The 17,614-nt window shown below is 42.4% G+C and carries 15 protein-coding genes; 13 read left to right on the forward strand and 2 right to left on the reverse strand.

The window, feature by feature from the left end:
• The 13 genes from ssnA to KOLE_RS10535 are packed head-to-tail and all read left to right on the forward strand — an operon-like array spanning position 1 to position 13,888.
• Positions 1-1,305, forward strand: coding sequence for a putative aminohydrolase SsnA (gene ssnA / locus KOLE_RS10475; protein ID WP_015869391.1), 1,305 nt, complete (start codon positions 1-3; stop codon positions 1,303-1,305).
• Between the two features lie 19 nt (positions 1,306-1,324).
• Positions 1,325-2,410 carry a 4Fe-4S binding protein gene (locus tag KOLE_RS10480; protein ID WP_015869392.1) on the forward strand — a complete coding sequence of 362 codons (1,086 nt, stop codon included), beginning with the start codon at positions 1,325-1,327 and terminating at the stop codon, positions 2,408-2,410.
• Positions 2,407-3,666 (forward strand): threonine synthase, encoded by a 1,260-nt coding sequence (gene thrC, locus KOLE_RS10485; protein WP_015869393.1) that lies wholly within the window; start codon positions 2,407-2,409, stop codon positions 3,664-3,666. The genes KOLE_RS10480 and thrC overlap by 4 nt, the downstream gene beginning before the upstream one ends.
• On the forward strand, positions 3,650-4,120 hold the full coding sequence (locus KOLE_RS10490; RefSeq protein WP_015869394.1) for a (2Fe-2S)-binding protein: 471 nt from the start codon (positions 3,650-3,652) through the stop codon (positions 4,118-4,120). Before thrC ends, KOLE_RS10490 begins: the two co-directional genes overlap by 17 nt.
• Before the next feature lie 4 nt (positions 4,121-4,124).
• Positions 4,125-4,748, forward strand: a complete 624-nt coding sequence (locus KOLE_RS10495) for a nucleotidyltransferase family protein (protein ID WP_041288744.1) — start codon at positions 4,125-4,127, stop codon at positions 4,746-4,748.
• On the forward strand, positions 4,702-5,469 hold the full coding sequence (locus tag KOLE_RS11270; protein WP_015869396.1) for an XdhC family protein: 768 nt from the start codon (positions 4,702-4,704) through the stop codon (positions 5,467-5,469). The genes KOLE_RS10495 and KOLE_RS11270 overlap by 47 nt, the downstream gene beginning before the upstream one ends.
• 23 nt (positions 5,470-5,492) lie before the next feature.
• Positions 5,493-6,344, forward strand: a complete 852-nt coding sequence (locus KOLE_RS10505) for an FAD binding domain-containing protein (protein WP_015869397.1) — start codon at positions 5,493-5,495, stop codon at positions 6,342-6,344.
• Complete coding sequence (locus tag KOLE_RS10510) at positions 6,328-7,164, forward strand: FAD binding domain-containing protein (RefSeq protein ID WP_015869398.1); 837 nt, start codon at positions 6,328-6,330, stop codon at positions 7,162-7,164. The genes KOLE_RS10505 and KOLE_RS10510 overlap by 17 nt, the downstream gene beginning before the upstream one ends.
• Positions 7,161-7,634, forward strand: a complete 474-nt coding sequence (locus KOLE_RS10515) for a (2Fe-2S)-binding protein (protein WP_015869399.1) — start codon at positions 7,161-7,163, stop codon at positions 7,632-7,634. The genes KOLE_RS10510 and KOLE_RS10515 overlap by 4 nt, the downstream gene beginning before the upstream one ends.
• Positions 7,627-9,966, forward strand: a complete 2,340-nt coding sequence (locus KOLE_RS10520; protein WP_015869400.1) for a xanthine dehydrogenase family protein molybdopterin-binding subunit — start codon at positions 7,627-7,629, stop codon at positions 9,964-9,966. The genes KOLE_RS10515 and KOLE_RS10520 overlap by 8 nt, the downstream gene beginning before the upstream one ends.
• Positions 9,963-11,096 carry a sugar ABC transporter substrate-binding protein gene (locus tag KOLE_RS10525; protein ID WP_015869401.1) on the forward strand — a complete coding sequence of 378 codons (1,134 nt, stop codon included), beginning with the start codon at positions 9,963-9,965 and terminating at the stop codon, positions 11,094-11,096. The genes KOLE_RS10520 and KOLE_RS10525 overlap by 4 nt, the downstream gene beginning before the upstream one ends.
• Before the next feature lies 1 nt (position 11,097).
• Positions 11,098-13,149 (forward strand): ABC transporter permease, encoded by a 2,052-nt coding sequence (locus KOLE_RS10530; protein WP_041288745.1) that lies wholly within the window; start codon positions 11,098-11,100, stop codon positions 13,147-13,149.
• On the forward strand, positions 13,142-13,888 hold the full coding sequence (locus tag KOLE_RS10535; RefSeq protein ID WP_015869403.1) for a Rossmann-like domain-containing protein: 747 nt from the start codon (positions 13,142-13,144) through the stop codon (positions 13,886-13,888). Before KOLE_RS10530 ends, KOLE_RS10535 begins: the two co-directional genes overlap by 8 nt.
• Before the next feature lie 31 nt (positions 13,889-13,919).
• Here the strand turns inward: KOLE_RS10535 and KOLE_RS10540 are convergent, their stop codons facing one another.
• On the reverse strand, positions 13,920-15,305 hold the full coding sequence (locus tag KOLE_RS10540; protein ID WP_015869404.1) for a PLP-dependent cysteine synthase family protein: 1,386 nt from the start codon (positions 15,303-15,305) through the stop codon (positions 13,920-13,922).
• 4 nt (positions 15,306-15,309) lie between these two features.
• Entirely contained in the window at positions 15,310-17,610 is a 2,301-nt protein-coding gene (locus tag KOLE_RS10545) for a xanthine dehydrogenase family protein molybdopterin-binding subunit (RefSeq protein WP_015869405.1), read from the reverse strand.
• Between the last annotated feature and the right edge of the window lie 4 nt (positions 17,611-17,614).

Genomic DNA, 17,614 nt, shown 5'->3' on the forward strand with positions numbered 1-17,614 from the left:
ATGCTCATCAAAGACGTTTCGATTTTTACCAATAACGGAAGATACATTCCTGAAGGCTTTGTCAGGGTCGATAATGGAAAAATAATCGAGATTGGCGAAGGAAATCCGGATTTTCTTGAAGGGGAAGAAATACTATCTTTTCGTGGGAAGCTTCTTCTTCCGGGATTTGTTAATGCACATACTCATTTTTATTCGACTTTTGCGCGCGGAATGTTTCTGGATAGATTTGATCCAAATTCTTTCGCTGAACTTCTGGAGCAACTATGGTGGAGACTTGATCGCAAATTAACTCTCGATGATGTGAGACTCAGTGCTGCAATTGGAGCAGTGGAATCTCTTAAAGCTGGAGTAACGAGCGTTATAGATCATCACTCGTCACCAAATTCGATAAAGGGTTCTCTTGAGCAGATAGCAAAGGCTGTCAACGAAGTTGGCCTTCGTTGTGCTACCTGTTACGAGGTTTCCGATAGAGACGGGGAAGATGCTACACGCTTCGGTATAGAAGAAAATCTCGATTTCTTTGAAACGAGAAATGAATTCCGTGCGGGATACTTTGGACTTCACGCGAGCTTTACCCTTTCAGATGATACCCTCGAAAGAGTTTCAAATGCTGTAAAAGGCAAGATACCCGTTCATGTGCACGTTGCTGAAGGGCCAGAGGACGAAGAACAGAGCGTAAATCGTTATGGAGTTCGAATAATAGAACGCTTCCATAAACATGGGCTTTTGGCTCGCGGATCAATTTTCGCCCACTGTATCCATGTAGATGATTCGGAAGTGGATTTGATAAAAGAAAGTGATTCTTATATTGTCGTTAACGTTCAGTCAAATATTAACAATGGGGTTGGAATTTCCTATTGGCCAAAATTTCTTGAAAAAGGGCTCAACGTCGGTGTTGGAAACGATGGGTTCGGATTTAACCTGTCTCATGATTTGAGGTTTTTCATCCTCACACCTCATCATCTGAAGCGTGATCCCAGGGTGTCTTCCGTTGACGATTTAGCGAAGACTTTCTTCTCGACAAATTACGAAATAGCTTCGAACACCTTTGGTATCAAACTTGGAAAGATAGAACCGGGTTACGCTGCTGATATGATAGTGATCGATTACAATAATCCAACACCACTGAGTGCTGAGAATTTCCTGGGGCATTTCTTTTTTGGAATTATCGACAACCTCAATGTAACCGATGCGTTTGTTGCAGGACAACATGTTCTAAAGAATAAAAAGGTTGTCGGAGTATCTGAGGAGGAGCTCTACAAAGAAGCAAGAAAGCTTGCTGAAAAACTCTGGAAAAGGCTGTAAAAGTATGGGAGGGATTAAATTGGATCTCACAACGAAGATAGCCGGTCTGCAGCTTGCAAATCCGGTAATGCCCGCTTCAGGGCCGTTGACCGGGGACGACCAGAAGATGCTTGCCCTTACAGATTTTGGGCTTGGTGCCATGGTTACCAAGACGATATCTACAAAAGCTGCTGAGGTTCCACGTCCCTGTATAATTGCAGGAAAAAACTATATTATGAATACCGAGTTGTGGACGGAATATCCACCTGAAAAGTGGAAAGGTGAATTCATACCAAAATTCAGAGAAAAAAGCTCTCTTCCATTGATAGTCAGTCTGGGATACACCGTGGAAGATCTTGAGGTCCTGGTACCAATGTTCGACGATCTTGCCGACGCTTTTGAGCTTTCCACACATTATGTGGCGGATGATCCAGAGCTCATGAAACATCTCATCAGGACGGTTAAAAAGCATACGGATAAACCTGTATTCCTGAAGTTTGATCCGTCGGTACCTGAACCTGAGGTCATGGCAAAAGCAGTTGAAGAAGCTGGTGGGGATGGTATAGTTGCCATTAACTCTTTAGGACCGGGTTATCCACTCTACCGCGAATTAAAATCGTCACCTCTAGGTAGCACACATGGCTTTGGCTGGATTTCCGGACCAGTGATCAAGCCAATTGCTCTGGCGATGGTAAAACGGGTGGCTTCGAGCTGTAATTTGCCAATCATCGGTGTAGGCGGTATATCATCTGCTGATGACGTCATCGATTTTATTATGGCCGGTGCTTCCGCTGTTCAGCTTCTTTCAGGTGCTCTACTCTATGGAAAGAGCATCTACAAAAAAATAATCGCTGATCTTCCAAAAAAATTAGAGGCACTTGGGTACAACAGTATAAATGAAATAAAAGGCCTTGCGACGAATTCTAATCCTGAGGTATCATACGAAAAACGAACACCGAAAATTGATCATTCCAAGTGTGTCAAATGTGGCGTGTGTGTTGAAGTGTGTCCTTACTTTGCTTTGAGTATGGAAGAACAGGTTATTGTGGATGAGGAAGCCTGTTTTGGTTGTGGCCTATGTCAGACCAAATGTCCAACAAAAGCCATCGGAGGTGTTCTTTTTTGATTAAGTACAACTACTTGCTTCGGTGTATAAGCTGTGGAAAGGAATATTCACCAGAGGAAGTTGAATACACTTGCCCTGATTGCGGACCAAGACTGGGAACACTTGAAGTTATATACGATTTTTCGATTCTGAAAAAAAGGCTGAAAGATGCCCGTTGGTCAACGTTTTCTGAACGCGGGATCTGGCAATTTTCCGACCTACTTCCTCTTCCCGAAAATTTTGACGAACTTATACCTCCGCTTCTTGTGGGGAACACACCTTTGTATAGGGCTGATAAAATTGCAGGAAAATATGGCGTTGCTGAGGTCCTGGTAAAGGATGATGGAAGAAACCCGACAGCTTCCTTTAAGGACAGAGCCAGTGCCCTTGCTGTTGTTAAAGCAAAGGAAAAAGGTTACAATACCGTTTTTTGTGCCTCGACAGGCAACGCAGCGAGTTCTCTGGCAGGGCTCACCGCTGCCGCGGGCTTGAAGAGCGTTATCTTTGTTCCCGCGTCGGCACCAGCAGCCAAACTGACCCAGCTGCAGGTATACGGTGCAAAGGTTCTCGCGATAGATGGTAGTTACGATGAAGCCTTCGATATATCGATGATCGTCGGTATGGAAAAAGGTTGGTATTGCAGAAACAGTGCGATAAATCCCTATCTACTTGAAGGAAAGAAAACAGGTGCGCTTGAGCTTGCGGTACAAACGGGAATGGATCTTCCTGACTTTGTCTTCGTTTCTGTCGGTGATGGTACCGTTTTGAGCAGTTTCTATAAGGCCTTTATGGATTTGAAGGAACTTGGAATCATCGAAAGGATTCCAACGATCGTAGGTGTTCAGGCCGAGAATGCTTCCGCCATTATAGATACATACGAACGTGGAGAGCCTTTCACACCTGCTGATTTAGACGCACATAGCGTAGCGGATAGCATTGCTGTAGGCAAGCCAAGAGACGTAATAAAAGCCTGTAAGTATACAAAAAAGAACGGTGGCCTCTTTGTGAAGGTTTCAGATAAGGAAATCCTGGATAGTATAATCGAACTTGCAAGGGGAACCGGCGTTTTTGCTGAACCGGCGGGAGCAACTGCTTTTGCAGGATTCAAACGAATGAAAAGTCTTGGTCAGATTTCGGAAAGCGCAAGAGTAGCTTTGATTGTTACCGGAAATGGCCTTAAAGATTTGAAAGCACCTGCTCGGGTTCTCGAAGAGCTTAAAAAGCTTCCTGCTAACGTTGAGAAAATCAGGGAGGGATTGGATGAAGATAAGCTTTAAGTTGAATGGTGAGCCCGTAGAAGTCGATATAAGGCCGGATATGCGGGTACTTGACTTTCTGAGAGATGAAATGGGATTGACGGGAGTCAAAGAAGGTTGTGGTGAAGGAGAATGTGGTGCCTGTACCATCATAGTCGATGGGCGTAACGTGCACTCATGCCTCATGCTTACCGTCGAACTTGATGGCAAAGATGTCTGGACTATTGAAGGATTGTCGAAGGATGGAAAACCACATCCTGTACAGGAAGCATTTATAGAAGCTGGTGGTGTGCAGTGTGGTTTCTGTACCCCCGGGATGATAATGTCGGCTAAGGTGTTGCTGGACAGAAATCCAAAACCGTCTGAGGAACAAATAAAAGAAGCCCTTGAGGGAAACCTTTGCAGATGTACCGGTTACTACAAGATCATAAAGGCTGTTGAATTGGCATCTGAAAAACTGGAAAAGGGTGAATAAAAACGTGAAAACGGGGCTCGTTATACTGGCTGCAGGATCAGCAAAGCGGTTTGGTACCGATAAACTCCTGAAAGAGTTCGATGGTAAACCGCTGCTTCAGATTGTTCTGGATAATTTGAAAGATGCCCCGTGTTACAAAAAAGTAGTTGTTGTGAGACCTGACTTTCCGGTAGAGAGATTTGATTTTTCAGGTTACGAGATGGTTCTAAATCACAGCCATATCTATGGTATCTCTTCGAGCCTAAAAGTTGGTTTTAATGCGTTCCTATTAGAAGAACCTGAAGGGATTTTTATAACCCTGGGAGATATGCCTTTTATCTACTCTTCTGACATTGTAGAGATAAGAAAGAGAATAGTGCCAGAAGATCCGAAGATTATCAGTTTCGTGCACGAAGGGAAAAAGGGGTTTCCAACGTTTATTCCCGGTAAATTCTTCAAAAGGATCATGGAACTCCACGGTGACAGAGGCGCGTCGGTTCTTATTAATGATAACAAGTCAGCTTTTATACCGCTCGGAGGGCAGAAAAGGCATTGTTTTGACATAGATACTGAAAATGATTTTAAGGAGGCGTTGAAAACCATTGAAAGACCCGAGAAAGCTATGGGAGATACTCATAGGTCTCGATGAACCTTTTGTTATCGCGACTGTTTGTAATACAAAAACCTCCAGCGAAAGAATGGAAGGAGAGGTTTTTGGAATGACTTATGCCGGGAAATTTTATGGAGAAGCTGAAGGAGAATTCAGGAGATTTCTCGAAGCCAATATGACAAAAGCGATGAAGACGTCTATGAGTTTTATGGAAACATACATAGAGCATAGAAGTGTCGCGGCCCTATGGGGGGCAACCTGTGGTGAACGTACATCGGTTTTTTTTCATTACGTTGGCCCGTCACCGAAGGTATACATCTTTGGTGCCGGAAAGTTATCAGAAAGGGTTGCAAAAATACTTGTAGCTGCTGATTTTGATGTGGTGGTAATGGATGACAATGAGAACTTCCTGAGAAATTTTGATAAAATCTGTAGTTACAGAAAAATCAATTACGACGAGCCCGGGAGCTTTCCGACAATAGAAGCGAGGGATTTCTGTGTTGTGTTGACCAGAGGGCACACCAAAGATTTCGAGGCTTTGCAGATATGTCTCGCTTCAAAAGCAAGATACATTGGACTGATTGGTTCAAATAAGAAAAATTCTGAACTTAAAGAGAGGATGTTTAGAGCAGGCTATACAGAGGAAGCGTGGGAACGCGTAAAGACACCGATAGGGATAGAGATAGGTGCTCAAACACCTGGCGAAATAGCAATAGCCATTGCCGCTGAAATAGTAAAGGTAAAAAACGAAAAACAATAATTATAGAGACCGGGGGTGTTTATGTGGCTTTTAAGGTAATACTGCCGGAAACAGAAGACGAACTTATGATGGCTCTCATGGAAGATAATGTAAAAATCATGGCTGGTGGAACTGATTTGATGGTGAAAATACGCGCTGATAGAGAAAAACCAGAAAAGGTTGTTCTTCTTTCAAAGCTCAAGGGAATGGATGAAATTGAAGATCTTGGTGATAGGATAAGGATCGGGTGTAAGGTTACACACACTCAGATACTGGAATCAGAGTTATTACAAAAAGATGCGAAGATCCTTACAATGGCGGTCAGAGAAATTGGTAGTCCGCAGATAAGGAACAAAGGAACTCTGGTAGGTAACGTGGTGAACGCTTCACCTGCTGGCGATTCGATACTTGCTCTTTATCTATCAAATGCAAAGGTGGTAATTCGAGGTCCTAAAGGTGAACGTTCTCAGGATATAGAGGATTTCATTGTTGGCCCTGGAAAAACAACGCTCTCCTTAGGTGAATATGTACGGGCGATTGTTTTTGAAAAAACTGGCGAATGGTTCCCATTTTTCTACAAGGTTGGCCAAAGAAACGCGATGGCTATTTCCGTTACCTCAGTGGGGGCTCTTGTGAAGGAAAGCAAAATTAGGATAGCATTCGGGTCAGTAGCTCCTACTGTGGTTAGAGCTCATAAAGCTGAAAGATATTTCGAAAGAGAAGGAATTGATGGAACAAAACTGGAACAATTCGTTGACTATTGTATGGAATATGTAACTCCTATTAGTGATATTCGTGCTTCCGCTTGGTACAGAAAAGAAGTTACCAAAAATCTGATCACTAAGATCATAGAACTCTGGAATGAAAGGAGGGGGAGATGTGCTCCTCAATGTTAAAGAATTTTTGAAACCCACTTCGGTTGAACAGGCCTTTGAGATGCTGAACAGAGATAGAAAACATTCCATTCTTCTTTCAGGTGGAACAACGGTTTCCCTCATGAAATCGACCACTGTCGAAGTAATAATTGATCTCAAGAACATCAAAGAACTAGCCGAGATAAAAGAGACCGAAGATGGTTTGAGTGTTGGTGCTAATATCACCATAGAAGACTTTAGAAAGTCTGATTTGATCTCCACATTTTTCGGAAATTTTTTCTCCAAAAGTTTTGCAACTGTTGGAAGTTGGCAAATACGTAACATGGCGACTATCGGTGGCTCCGTTGCACCGAGGCTTGGTTGGTCTGATGTAACAACCTGTCTTTTGGCTGCTGGAGCCAAACTTAAAACTTTTGGAGAAGAAGGCTATCGTTACATGGATATCGAAGATTTCAACAAGCTGGATAGGTACAGTAAGCCCATCATAACCCACGTTATTTTGCCCAAAGATGGCTATCTCTACTCTTTCAAGAAACTGTCGAAATCATCATTCGATATTGCCATCGTTAATTTTGCTCTCGCATTAAAACTAAATTCAGGAATTGTGGAAAGCTCGCGGGTGGTTATAGGCTCACGTCCGCACTTCCCAAAGCGTTTCGAAAAGGTTGAACAAGCCCTCAAGGGGTTAAAAATTGAGGAAGTTCCAGAGCACGTTAAACCATTAGTTTTTGAGCATTTTGAAGGCGGCAGTAATTTCCTCGCCACAGAAGAATACCGTAGGCACATGGCCTCTGTTTTGGCAGAAAGAGCAGCAAAGGAAATTCGGGAGATGATAGCATGAGGATAAGTCTAGAAGTTAATGGAAAACTTCATGAAGTCGAAATTGATCCAGGAGAAATGCTTCTGGATGTTTTGAGAAGACTTGGATATAAGAGTGTGAGAAGAAGCTGTAACTCAGCAAGCTGTGGAACCTGCACGGTGTTGCTCAACGGTAAACCAATTCTGTCGTGTAGTACCTTTGCAGCTTCTGTTGATGGCCAAAGCGTAGAAACCGTTGAATCCTTGAATGAAAATGATGAGCTACATCCAATTCAGGAAGCCCTTCTTGAAGAAGGTGGATCTCAATGTGGTTTTTGTATTCCGGGACTTACAATGACAACTAAAGCATTTCTTGAACAGAACCCTGACCCCACAGAAGAGGAGATCAGGGAAGCTTTGAACGGAAATATCTGTCGTTGTACCGGTTATGAAGCCCAAACCAGAGCAATCAAAAAAGCAGCAAAACGTCTTAGGGGTGATGAGAATGTTTGAAACCCTGAATAGCAAAGAATTCAAAGTGATAAATAAATCAATAAAGAAAGTAGATGGAAGAGGTTTAGTTAGAGGAAAACCTGTTTATGCAGGAGACCTGGATATTCCTAACGCTCTTCATGTCAAACTAGTCCGCAGTCCTCATGCTCACGCCATAATAAAGAAAATAGATAAAACCAAAGCTCTTGCAATTCCTGGAGTTGTAGCGGTCATTACCTATGAAGATCTTCCGAGAATTGCCTTTACGAGAGCCGGTCAGGGATATCCTGAACCATCACCTTATGATACCTTTGTTCTTGATAGGAAAGTCAGGTACGTTGGTGATCCAGTTGCAATTGTTGCTGCCGAAACGGAAAGAGCTGCAATTCTTGGAGCTAATGCCGTTGAAGTTGAATACGAGATCTTGCCTGCTATACTCAATTTCGAAGAAGCAATGAAAGAAGATGCACCTATCATACATGATGAAGAAGATATTTCTGGTGCTTTTGACCCGAAAAAAAATATTGCAGCTCACTTTGAGATGGAAATTGGCGATCTGGACGATGCCTTCAAAAAATGCGACAAAGTAATTACTCGAACATACTATGTTAACACCCAGCTTCACGCTATGCTGGAACCTCACACCGCTACAAGTTACTATGACTCGAATGGAAGGTTGGTTATAGTTTCTTCAACGCAGGTACCTTTCCATGTAAGAAGAATTATCAGCAGAATTTTTGAAATTCCTATTTCCAAGATACGTGTTATAAAACCAAGAATAGGCGGTGGATTTGGTGGCAAGCAGGCAATTCATCAAGAAGCCTATGTTGTGGCTGTCACTTTGAAAACCGGTAGACCAGCGAAAATCGTTTACGAACGCCCGGAAGTCTCCATGGCTACCAATATCAGGCATGAAATGAAATTCACAGTAACAGTTGGTGCCACCAGTGATGGAAAGATAAAAGCTATATCGATGGAAGGACTATCAAATACAGGAGCTTATGGTGAACATGCTCTAACAACCTTTATGGTTGCCGGTTCTAAGACCCTTCCGTTATACAACAAAGTTGATGCTGTTAAATTTGTCGGTGATGTAGTTTACACGAATCTTCCACCTGCAGGTGCTTACAGAGGTTATGGTGCTCCTCAGGGGCTATTTGCATTGGATTGTACAATTGATGAACTGGCTCACGAGCTTGGTCTTGACCCTCTTGAGGTTAAGGAGAAAAATTCTATCAGGGAAGGTGAAACTTCACCTATATTCAAGATAATGGGTGAAGGTCGTGAGGGCGTAGACCAGATAGTGAGAAGCTGTAAACTTCAGGAATGTATCGACAAGGGCAAAAAGGCCATCGGTTGGAATGAAAAGCACGGAAAGGCGATAAGAAACGGAAATAAAGTTAGAGGTGTAGGATGCTCAATTGCAATGCAGGGATCTGGAATAGCAAAAATAGACATGGCTGCTGCGACCATAAAAATGAATGATGACGGATCCTTCAATCTTCTTATAGGTGCCACAGATCTTGGAACTGGAAGCGATACAATAATGGCACAAATAGCTGCTGAGGTTTTAGACGTTCCGGTTGAGAAGATAATCGTTTACTCTTCGGATACTGATATGACGCCTTTCGATACTGGCGCTTATGCTTCCAGTACGACCTACGTATCTGGAAACGCTGTGAGAAAAGCAGCAGAAGAGGTAAAGAAACAGATCATCGAGAGTGCTTCAAAATATCTTGAAGAACCCATCGAAGATCTTTACGTAAAAGATGAAAAGGTGATATCCAAAAAGAGTGGAAAAGAAGTGACTTATGCTGAACTTTGTACAAAACTCTTCTACACATTCGAACAAAAGCAGATAGCAGCAACTGCTTCTTACGTGGGTGAAGAGTCACCACCACCGTTCCTCGCTACCTTTGCTGAGGTAGAAGTTGATCTGGATACTGGAAAAATAGATATAGTAAAATTGGTTTCTTATGCAGATTGTGGGACACCACTTAACCCGATACAGGCTAGAGGACAGCTGGAAGGCGCGACAATGCAGGGTATAGGTTGGGCGTTGTATGAAGATGTTATCTATTCTAACAATGGGCGTATGCTGACAAACGACTTCTTTACTTACAAAGTGCCATCTCGTTTGGATTATGGTGAGTTAGAATGTGGACTTGTCGATAGTTACGAGCCAACAGGGCCTTTCGGGGCGAAGAGTATTGCCGAAATTGGTATTGATACACCAATCCCCGCTATTGCAAATGCAATATTTGACGCAACCGGAATAAGACTCCGAGAAGCGCCTTTCAGAAGCGAAAAGCTCTTCTTTGAGATCTTAAAGAAGGAGAAAGAGCAAAAATGAAAAAAGTTTTACTGGTAACACTTGTGTTAATCCTGGTGGCTACCTTCTGTTTTGCTGAAGAACTAACCATCTGGATTAGCTGGGAAGGCGAAGAGTTTTTCACCGAGGTTGCGAAGGTTTATTCAGAAAGAACGGGAATTGATGTAAAGGTATTACATGTTCCCAAGCTGGATAAAAAATTATTTACCGCTCTTAGGACAGGGAATCTGCCGGATATTTCAATGGTTAAAGACACCAATACCGAAAGAATAGCGAATTCAGATTTCCTGGTGAAATTGGGTAGAGCGGATCTTGAATCATTGGGGATTTTTCCAGAGAGAAACCTCAAACCGTACTCGGTGAACGGATTGTTAGTTGCCGTTCCTTACTACGCAGATGTGCAGGTTGTCTTCGCCAATCTTGATTTACTTGAAAGCAAAGATCTTGAACTCGATTTCGATTACACCATTGAAGATCTTAAAAAAGTCGCGGAAAAATTTGCTGGTACTGATATTGTTCCTGTTGCATGGGATTTCATGTCCTCTTACGTGTTCTATCCCTTCATGACGAGATTTGGAAAGCTCTGGGATGAAGATGGGAAACCGACATTTGATTCTCCAGCAATTGCTGAGGCTATAACATACATCAAAAATCTCTTTGATGAAGGAGTCTTTACCAGACTCAATCGTGGTGCGCTGGTAAGCTCTTTTGAAGCAGGAAAAATAGCGGTAGTAATTCAAGGAAGCTATCTTGCAAAGGACTTTGAGGAAGCCGGAATTAGATTCAAGATGCTGCCATTCCCCTTGATCGAGGGTAAAAGGGTCAATCCAATAATTGACTCAAAAGGTTTCGCCATTTTCAATGCCTCCAAAAAAGATATAGCCATCGATTTTCTAAGGTTCCTATTTTCCCGGAGTATTGATTATTGTATTGAATACAACAAAATACCCATGTGGGCAACTGATGTACCAGTGGAACTTAAAGATCTAAATGATATCCTCAACGTTGGACAGTATATGTACAACGGTTTGAAATTCCAATCATTCTATTTCAGCACGATGAGAACGGTGCTTCAGGCAGTCTATTCTGGAAGCCTTTCTGTTGATGAAGCATTGAAAAGTGCTCAGAATTACGTGAATTCAAACTGGTGATATGGCAGAACTTTTTCTCGGACTGACGGTAATACTCTTTTTAATCGCTATATTTTCGCGAAGGGTCATATCGATGGCCCTTCCGCTTTTGTTTCTTGTTGTCATTGTTATTGTATTTCCTTTGATCTGGGCATTCGTTATTTCATTCTTCAGTTATGGAGCCTTTGACGAGGTTCCTGAAGCGGTTGGATTTCATAACTACAAACTTGTTTTTGAAGACAACGGATTGCGCTTATCTTTCCAGATAACATCTTTATGGGCATTCTTGAAGGTCTCATTGGAGATAGCAATTTCCTTTTTGCTAGCAGTCTCCCTTCGTAAAACATCAAAAGTCAACAAAGCTATTCTGGTTTTAATCGGTATAGGTTGGTTCATGCCGTCTTTTATAAGCGTCTCCGCATGGAGAGCGTTTGTACAGGGTTATGGAAGCAATTCCCCGTTTAATTTTATACTCAATTTACTATTCGGTACTACCATAGACATCACCACCCAGCCTTTGTCTGCTTTCATTGTAACTCTCTTTGTCAGTGTGTGGTTATCGATCCCCATGAGTACGATGATAATTATAGCCATGCTCCAGAGTGTCCCCAGGGATGTTGACGACATGTTGCTTATAGATGGGGCTAAAGATACCGCCATCAACAGTATGCTTTTTGGACAGATCAGATATCTTTTGATTCCATATTACTTTTTTCAGCTTGCCAGAGCATTCAAGGGTTTTTCAACGGCATTTTTGTTGAGTGGTGACGGACCGCTGTTGCCTGGAGGATTTACACCCAATACCATTGTAGGGTCAACCTCTTTTCTTGGAATAGTTTTGTATAGAAAGTTCAGTATCGAAGAAGATTATGGAATACTCTCGGCATATTCGGCTGTCGTTGGAGTGATAACTCTGTTGTGGTTAATTGCCGCCTTGAGTTCGCGAGCAAAAGTTCCAAGGCGTCACCATTACGTTATGCCTCTTGCAGGTGTTTCACATTTTCTCATCGGTTATTACCTTAAAATAGGTTTCTGGCCTTATTTGCTTGCGGCTGGTTATCTTTTTAGTACATTTTTGGTTCCTCGATTCAAAAAAGCCTTTAGAATTTTGTCTGCTGTATTGGTGTTGTTGGATGTTGTATTTTGTATACATTCGATCTGGTCTGCTGGATGGAAAGGCATAAATCCAGCAACTTTTCTCGCAGTTCCTGCTGTGCTGTTCTCATTGAGATACAAAATGCCTGTTATTAATTTCTCACCCCCCAAAATCCTTAAATCGATTCTAAAATGGATTCCGGGAGTTATCAGCCTCGTTATACTTGTTTACATAATATTACTTGCCCTTTCTGGAAAGAACACCGTTTTACCGAAACTTTCGGATTTAACGTTCAAGAACTTTTCAACTGTCTTTTTCAGGCATCGACTATGGTTTAACCTTTTGAACACCCTGAAAATCGCGATGTTCAGTACCACTATTCTTTTTATGACGGCGTTACCCTTTAGCTATCTGTATTCTCGCGGAAAAAATAAGGCAGCATCTTTCATAATGCTTGTAGTTCTGTTTGGTGGAATCTATACGGGTATGCATACACTCTTACCTCTATACATTCTTTTTGACAAACTCAACCTTTTGAACTCATTGATAGGTATTGCCATGGTGGTCGCAAATCAAGCGATTCCGCTTACAGTAATAACAATGAGTACATTCTTTTCAAAAATGCCAGGAGAATTCAGGGAAGTAGCTAAACTGGAAGGAATGAGTGAAGGAAGATACTTTTCAAGAATCGTGTTACCCCTGAGTTTGCCTGTCATTTCCGGGATTTTTATCTATGTGCTCGTTAGTTCATGGAATGCTTTTACTGTTCCTCTCGTTTTTATTGACAAAAGCGAATTAATGCCTTTCTCTCTCAAGGTTTTCAGTTACGCAGGGGAAATAGGCAGTTTTTACACACGGTGGAATCTTTTTGGTGCTGCTTCTATAATAGGGATTATACCGTTGCTGTTCTTATATAAACTAAATCAAAAATATCTCTACTCGAAGAATCTCGCTGAGGGGGGAATAACTTATGAATAGCGTTTTTGATAGAGTGCTCGAGATTGCAGCAAACAAAGGAAAGAACTTGTCGGTACTTGATTATGTCGTGGGTACTGGAATGACAGCTGTTAAGCTCTCCTCCGGAAACGTTGGAGTGGCTCACCTTCTTAGGGATGAGCTTCCTTCCGGTTGTACCCTATTCGACGAGCTCTTTGAAACTCCCTGTACCCTTCCCGAATTTTTGAAGCTTGGTTATATTCATCATCCTATAACGGTCAGCCTCGCACTTGCCGCCGCGAATGCTCTCGTAAACGCTGAATTAGAAGAAAAATCTGTCTCACAATCAGATATATTCGAGATATTGAACATTCAGGAAAATGACATTGTTGGCTTTATAGGTGATTTCAAACCTTTAACATCGAAATTGAAAGATAAGGTAAAAGGGCTATTGATCTTTGAAAGGCATTCGGGAGAAGGATATCTTCCTGATTGGGCTATCCCGTGGAAGTTGAAAGAATGTACGGCTGTTATTGTTACGGGAACCACGATGATGAACAGAACAATAGACAGCATATTGAATTCTGTGAATACTGATAGAGTAGTGGTTTTTGGACCTTCAACACCACTTGTTCCAGAGGTTTATCCGGATGTGGTGAAGGCAATAGGTGGAGCAAGAATAGTCAATCCAGAATTGGCAATGAAGGTAGCTTCGCGAGCAGGAGGAACGAAAAACCTATACAGGCTAAAAGCTGCAAAGAAAGTAACGCTTATTCTATAATAAAAAAGGCGGCTTTATGCCGCCTTTTTTATCACACTCCGTACTTTTTCCTGTAATCTAGCAGCATTTCATCGGTTACTTTAACTTCGTCTCTCTCTTTCTGCCAGAATTCCGGAGTCCTCTGTGCGTTTAGTTCTTCAACCGTTTTCCCCTGTTGTTCAACCCAGGTGTAGTACTTCAGATTATGCCATCTTTCTCTGTTTTCCACGGTTCCTTCGAATATCCAATCAGTCTTTGCTCCAAGGAATATGGATTCAAACCGATGTTTTGCTTCGCCCCTGTCGAGCTTTCCGTAGGTTTTCGTCATCTGTTCCATGACGGAATGATAGCGGTCAATATTATCGGTTGCTATGGTGAAGATATTGTGTTCTGAAGTGAATCCGTAGTACTTCGCCATCTTGATAGCACCAATTACGTTTGCGACACCGGAAATACCGAAGACTGTTGAGAGGAATTCTACTGTTTTTTCTGGAAGGAATTCCTTTAGGAATTTCTTACCTTCTTCATCCGTTAGAACCTGCAACATCTTTTTGGATTCCACATCGTCGACTGCAACAACAGCATCGTTGTTCAGTACGTTATGAATCCATGTAACATGCTTGTCTCCGATTCCCTGGATGTCGTGTCCACCGTAACCGTTGAGAGATATCGTTGGACACTGTATAGGTTCTAGCGCGACAACTTTAGCATCGGGATAGACCTCTTTCACTCTATCACCACAAGCGATGGTTCCACCAGAACCAACACCAGCAACGATAGCAGCAATTTTTCCGTTACCGATTCCGAGTTCTTTTACCAATTCGATCATCGTGTTACCTGTGACATAATAATGGAAACGATAGTTACCGAACTCGGCGAATTGATTCAATACCCTGACTTTTTCTGGATTCTCTGCTTTAAGCTCTTTTGCTTTATCATAAATTTCTTTGACGTTGGATTCACAACCAGGTGTTGCGATTACTCTTGCACCATAACTTCTTATGATATCGAAGCGCTCTTGTGACATTTCTTCAGGTAGGATAACCACTGAATCGTACTTCATTCTACATCCAACCCAGGCTCCACCAATTCCGTAATTACCTGTGGATGGCCAAACGAGGGTGTGATACGTCGGATCAACTTCACCTCTAAGGCTTTTTTCCATAAGTATCGAGTATGTGGCACCGACTTTATGGCTTCCTGTGGGGAATTCCTTACCATATAGGACGATTATATTCGCATCCACACCTGTTAGTTCCTTGGGAAGCACAACGTGATAAACTTTGTTGTTGATATCTCTCCAGGAAATATTGTAAAAATTGATTGGATCGAGTGGGTCTTCTTTTTTCATTTCCCATGCTTTCTTTCTGATTTTTGGGTCGATCTTATCGGGATGCAACATTTCTTCAAATGTTGGACCAAGCACAAGCTTCTTCATTCGTTCATGCCTCCTTGATGAGTTTTAATATATACTCGGCAGTCGCTGGTATTCTTTTTACTCTCTTACCAATCGCACGTGAAATACCGTTAGCTATGGCAGCAGGTGTTGGCATCAGTGATGGTTCACCAATTCCTTTGGCACCGTACGGACCGGAAGAGTATTCATCTTCGACTATATCTATTTTAAGCTCTTCAGGGATTTCATGTATTGTCGGAATTATATAAGTATTGAAATTATCGGTGACAATTTTGCCACGATCCATCTTAATTTGCTCATACAGAGCGTAACCCATTCCCTGAACAAAACCACCCTGAATCTGGCCAATGAGTCCTTCCGGGTTCAACGCTTTACCGACATCATGACTTGTAAATCCTTTTACAACTCTCGTCAAGCCTGTCAACATGTCAACTTCAACCAGAACTATCTGGCTGGCATACGAATAGGTCACATAGGCTTCACCCTGCCCGGTTTCATGATCCCACTCAAGTTTTGGGGTCTCGTACCATCCCGTTTCATTCAATTTTACATTTTTCATATAAGCATTTTCCACAAGTTCATCAAAACTGAGCTCATTTCCTTTGGAGTCAAAATAACGGCCGTTTTCCCAGCTAACATCTTCGGGATCGGTATCAAAGATCTCGGCGAAGAGTTGAACAAATCTTTTTCTTAATTCTCTCGCAGCTATTCTCACAGCATTTCCGGAATAGAGAGTGGTTCTTGAAGCGACGGTTGGCCCACTATCGGGAACGAAAGCGGTATCAGGTTGATGAACATTGATCTTTTCCAGTTTTTGTCCGAGCTCTTCCGCAGCGAGCATAGCAATCACTGTTTTCGCTCCCTGTCCCATTTCTGTACCGCCTATTCTTACGTCTATGGTTCCATCCTTGTTCACCTGTATGTGTGCTCCTGAAGCATCTAAGTGCTGCCCGGCAGCGCCGAGGCTGACCCCATAGATTATATGTGAAACGCCAAGTCCGCGTTTTTTGAAACTATTCTGTTTGTTGAATTCTTCTACTTCCTTCTTCAGATTTTCCCAATCAGCGATTGTTCTGACATTTTCCAGAGTTTGGACCGCCCCAACACTTTCCGTGAGCAGATGATTTGTGGCCGTTCTGCTTCCAACACGAAGAGTGTTTTTCAACCTGAACTCAATTGGGTCTATGCCTAGCTTTAGAGAGATCTCATCGATCATGGATTCAACGGCAAAAAGAACCTGTGGGCTTCCAAAGCCTCTAAAAGCACCTGGCGGAACCTTGTTGGTGTAGACACCATAAACATCCACTTTAACATTTGGTATCTCATAACTACCAGCTGCATGAACAAGCGTTCTGAACATTACGATAGGTGATAGGGTAGCGTAGGCTCCCATATCCATGTAGGCCTTGATCTCTATTGATTTTAACTTTCCGCTCTTGTCCACACCTATTTTGTAGTGAGAAGTAATTGGATGGCGTTTAGATGTTGTTTGTATATCAACTTCTCTGCTGTATATGAGTTTGGCAGGCCTGCCTGTATTGTACGCAGCAACAGCGGCGTAACTAGCGACATAAGAAGGTACATCTTCCTTTCCTCCGAATCCGCCACCGGTCTCTGTTTGAATCACACGCACCTTGTTTAAATCAATGCCAAGAATATGTGCAACACTGTTTTGAACATAATATGGACACTGCATTGTTCCATAAACGGTATAACCGTAATCAATATCTGGCAAAACGACAACCCCTTGAGGTTCTAAATAGGCTTGTTCCTGATAATCGGCGTGGAAGTCGTCTTCGAAAATGAATTCGGATTCTGCAAATCCTTTTTCGACGTCGCCTTTCCTTATTTTCTTGTGAATCGGGACATTCGTTGGCTCGTGTATCTTTATTTCGTCTTTCAACGCCTCCTCAATGCTAAAAATAGGTGGCAATTCCTCTATGGACAGTTTTACACGTTTTGCAGCTTCATCAGCTGCTTCCTGACTTTCAGCAGCTACCACAGCAACAACGTCGCCATAATACCTTATTTTTCCTCCTACTGGAACGAGACAGGGCATGTCTTTAACAACTTCACCGAGTTGGTTTTCACCAGGAACATCTTTTGCAGTGTAAATACCAATAACATCGGGAATTTTCAACGCTTCCGAGAATTCTATTTCCTTCAGAACTCCGTGGGGTTTTCTGGCAAGTACGAGAGAGCAGTAAACCATCCTGTTGAAGTACATATCAGCTGCAAATTTAGCCTGCCCGGTTACTTTAGGCAGTGCATCAACCCTTTTGACTTTCTTTCCTATAACGTTCCTGAGTTTTACTGTTGTCCTCATAATG

Source organism: Kosmotoga olearia TBF 19.5.1, from assembly GCF_000023325.1.
Classification (GTDB): Bacteria; Thermotogota; Thermotogae; order Petrotogales; family Kosmotogaceae; genus Kosmotoga; species Kosmotoga olearia.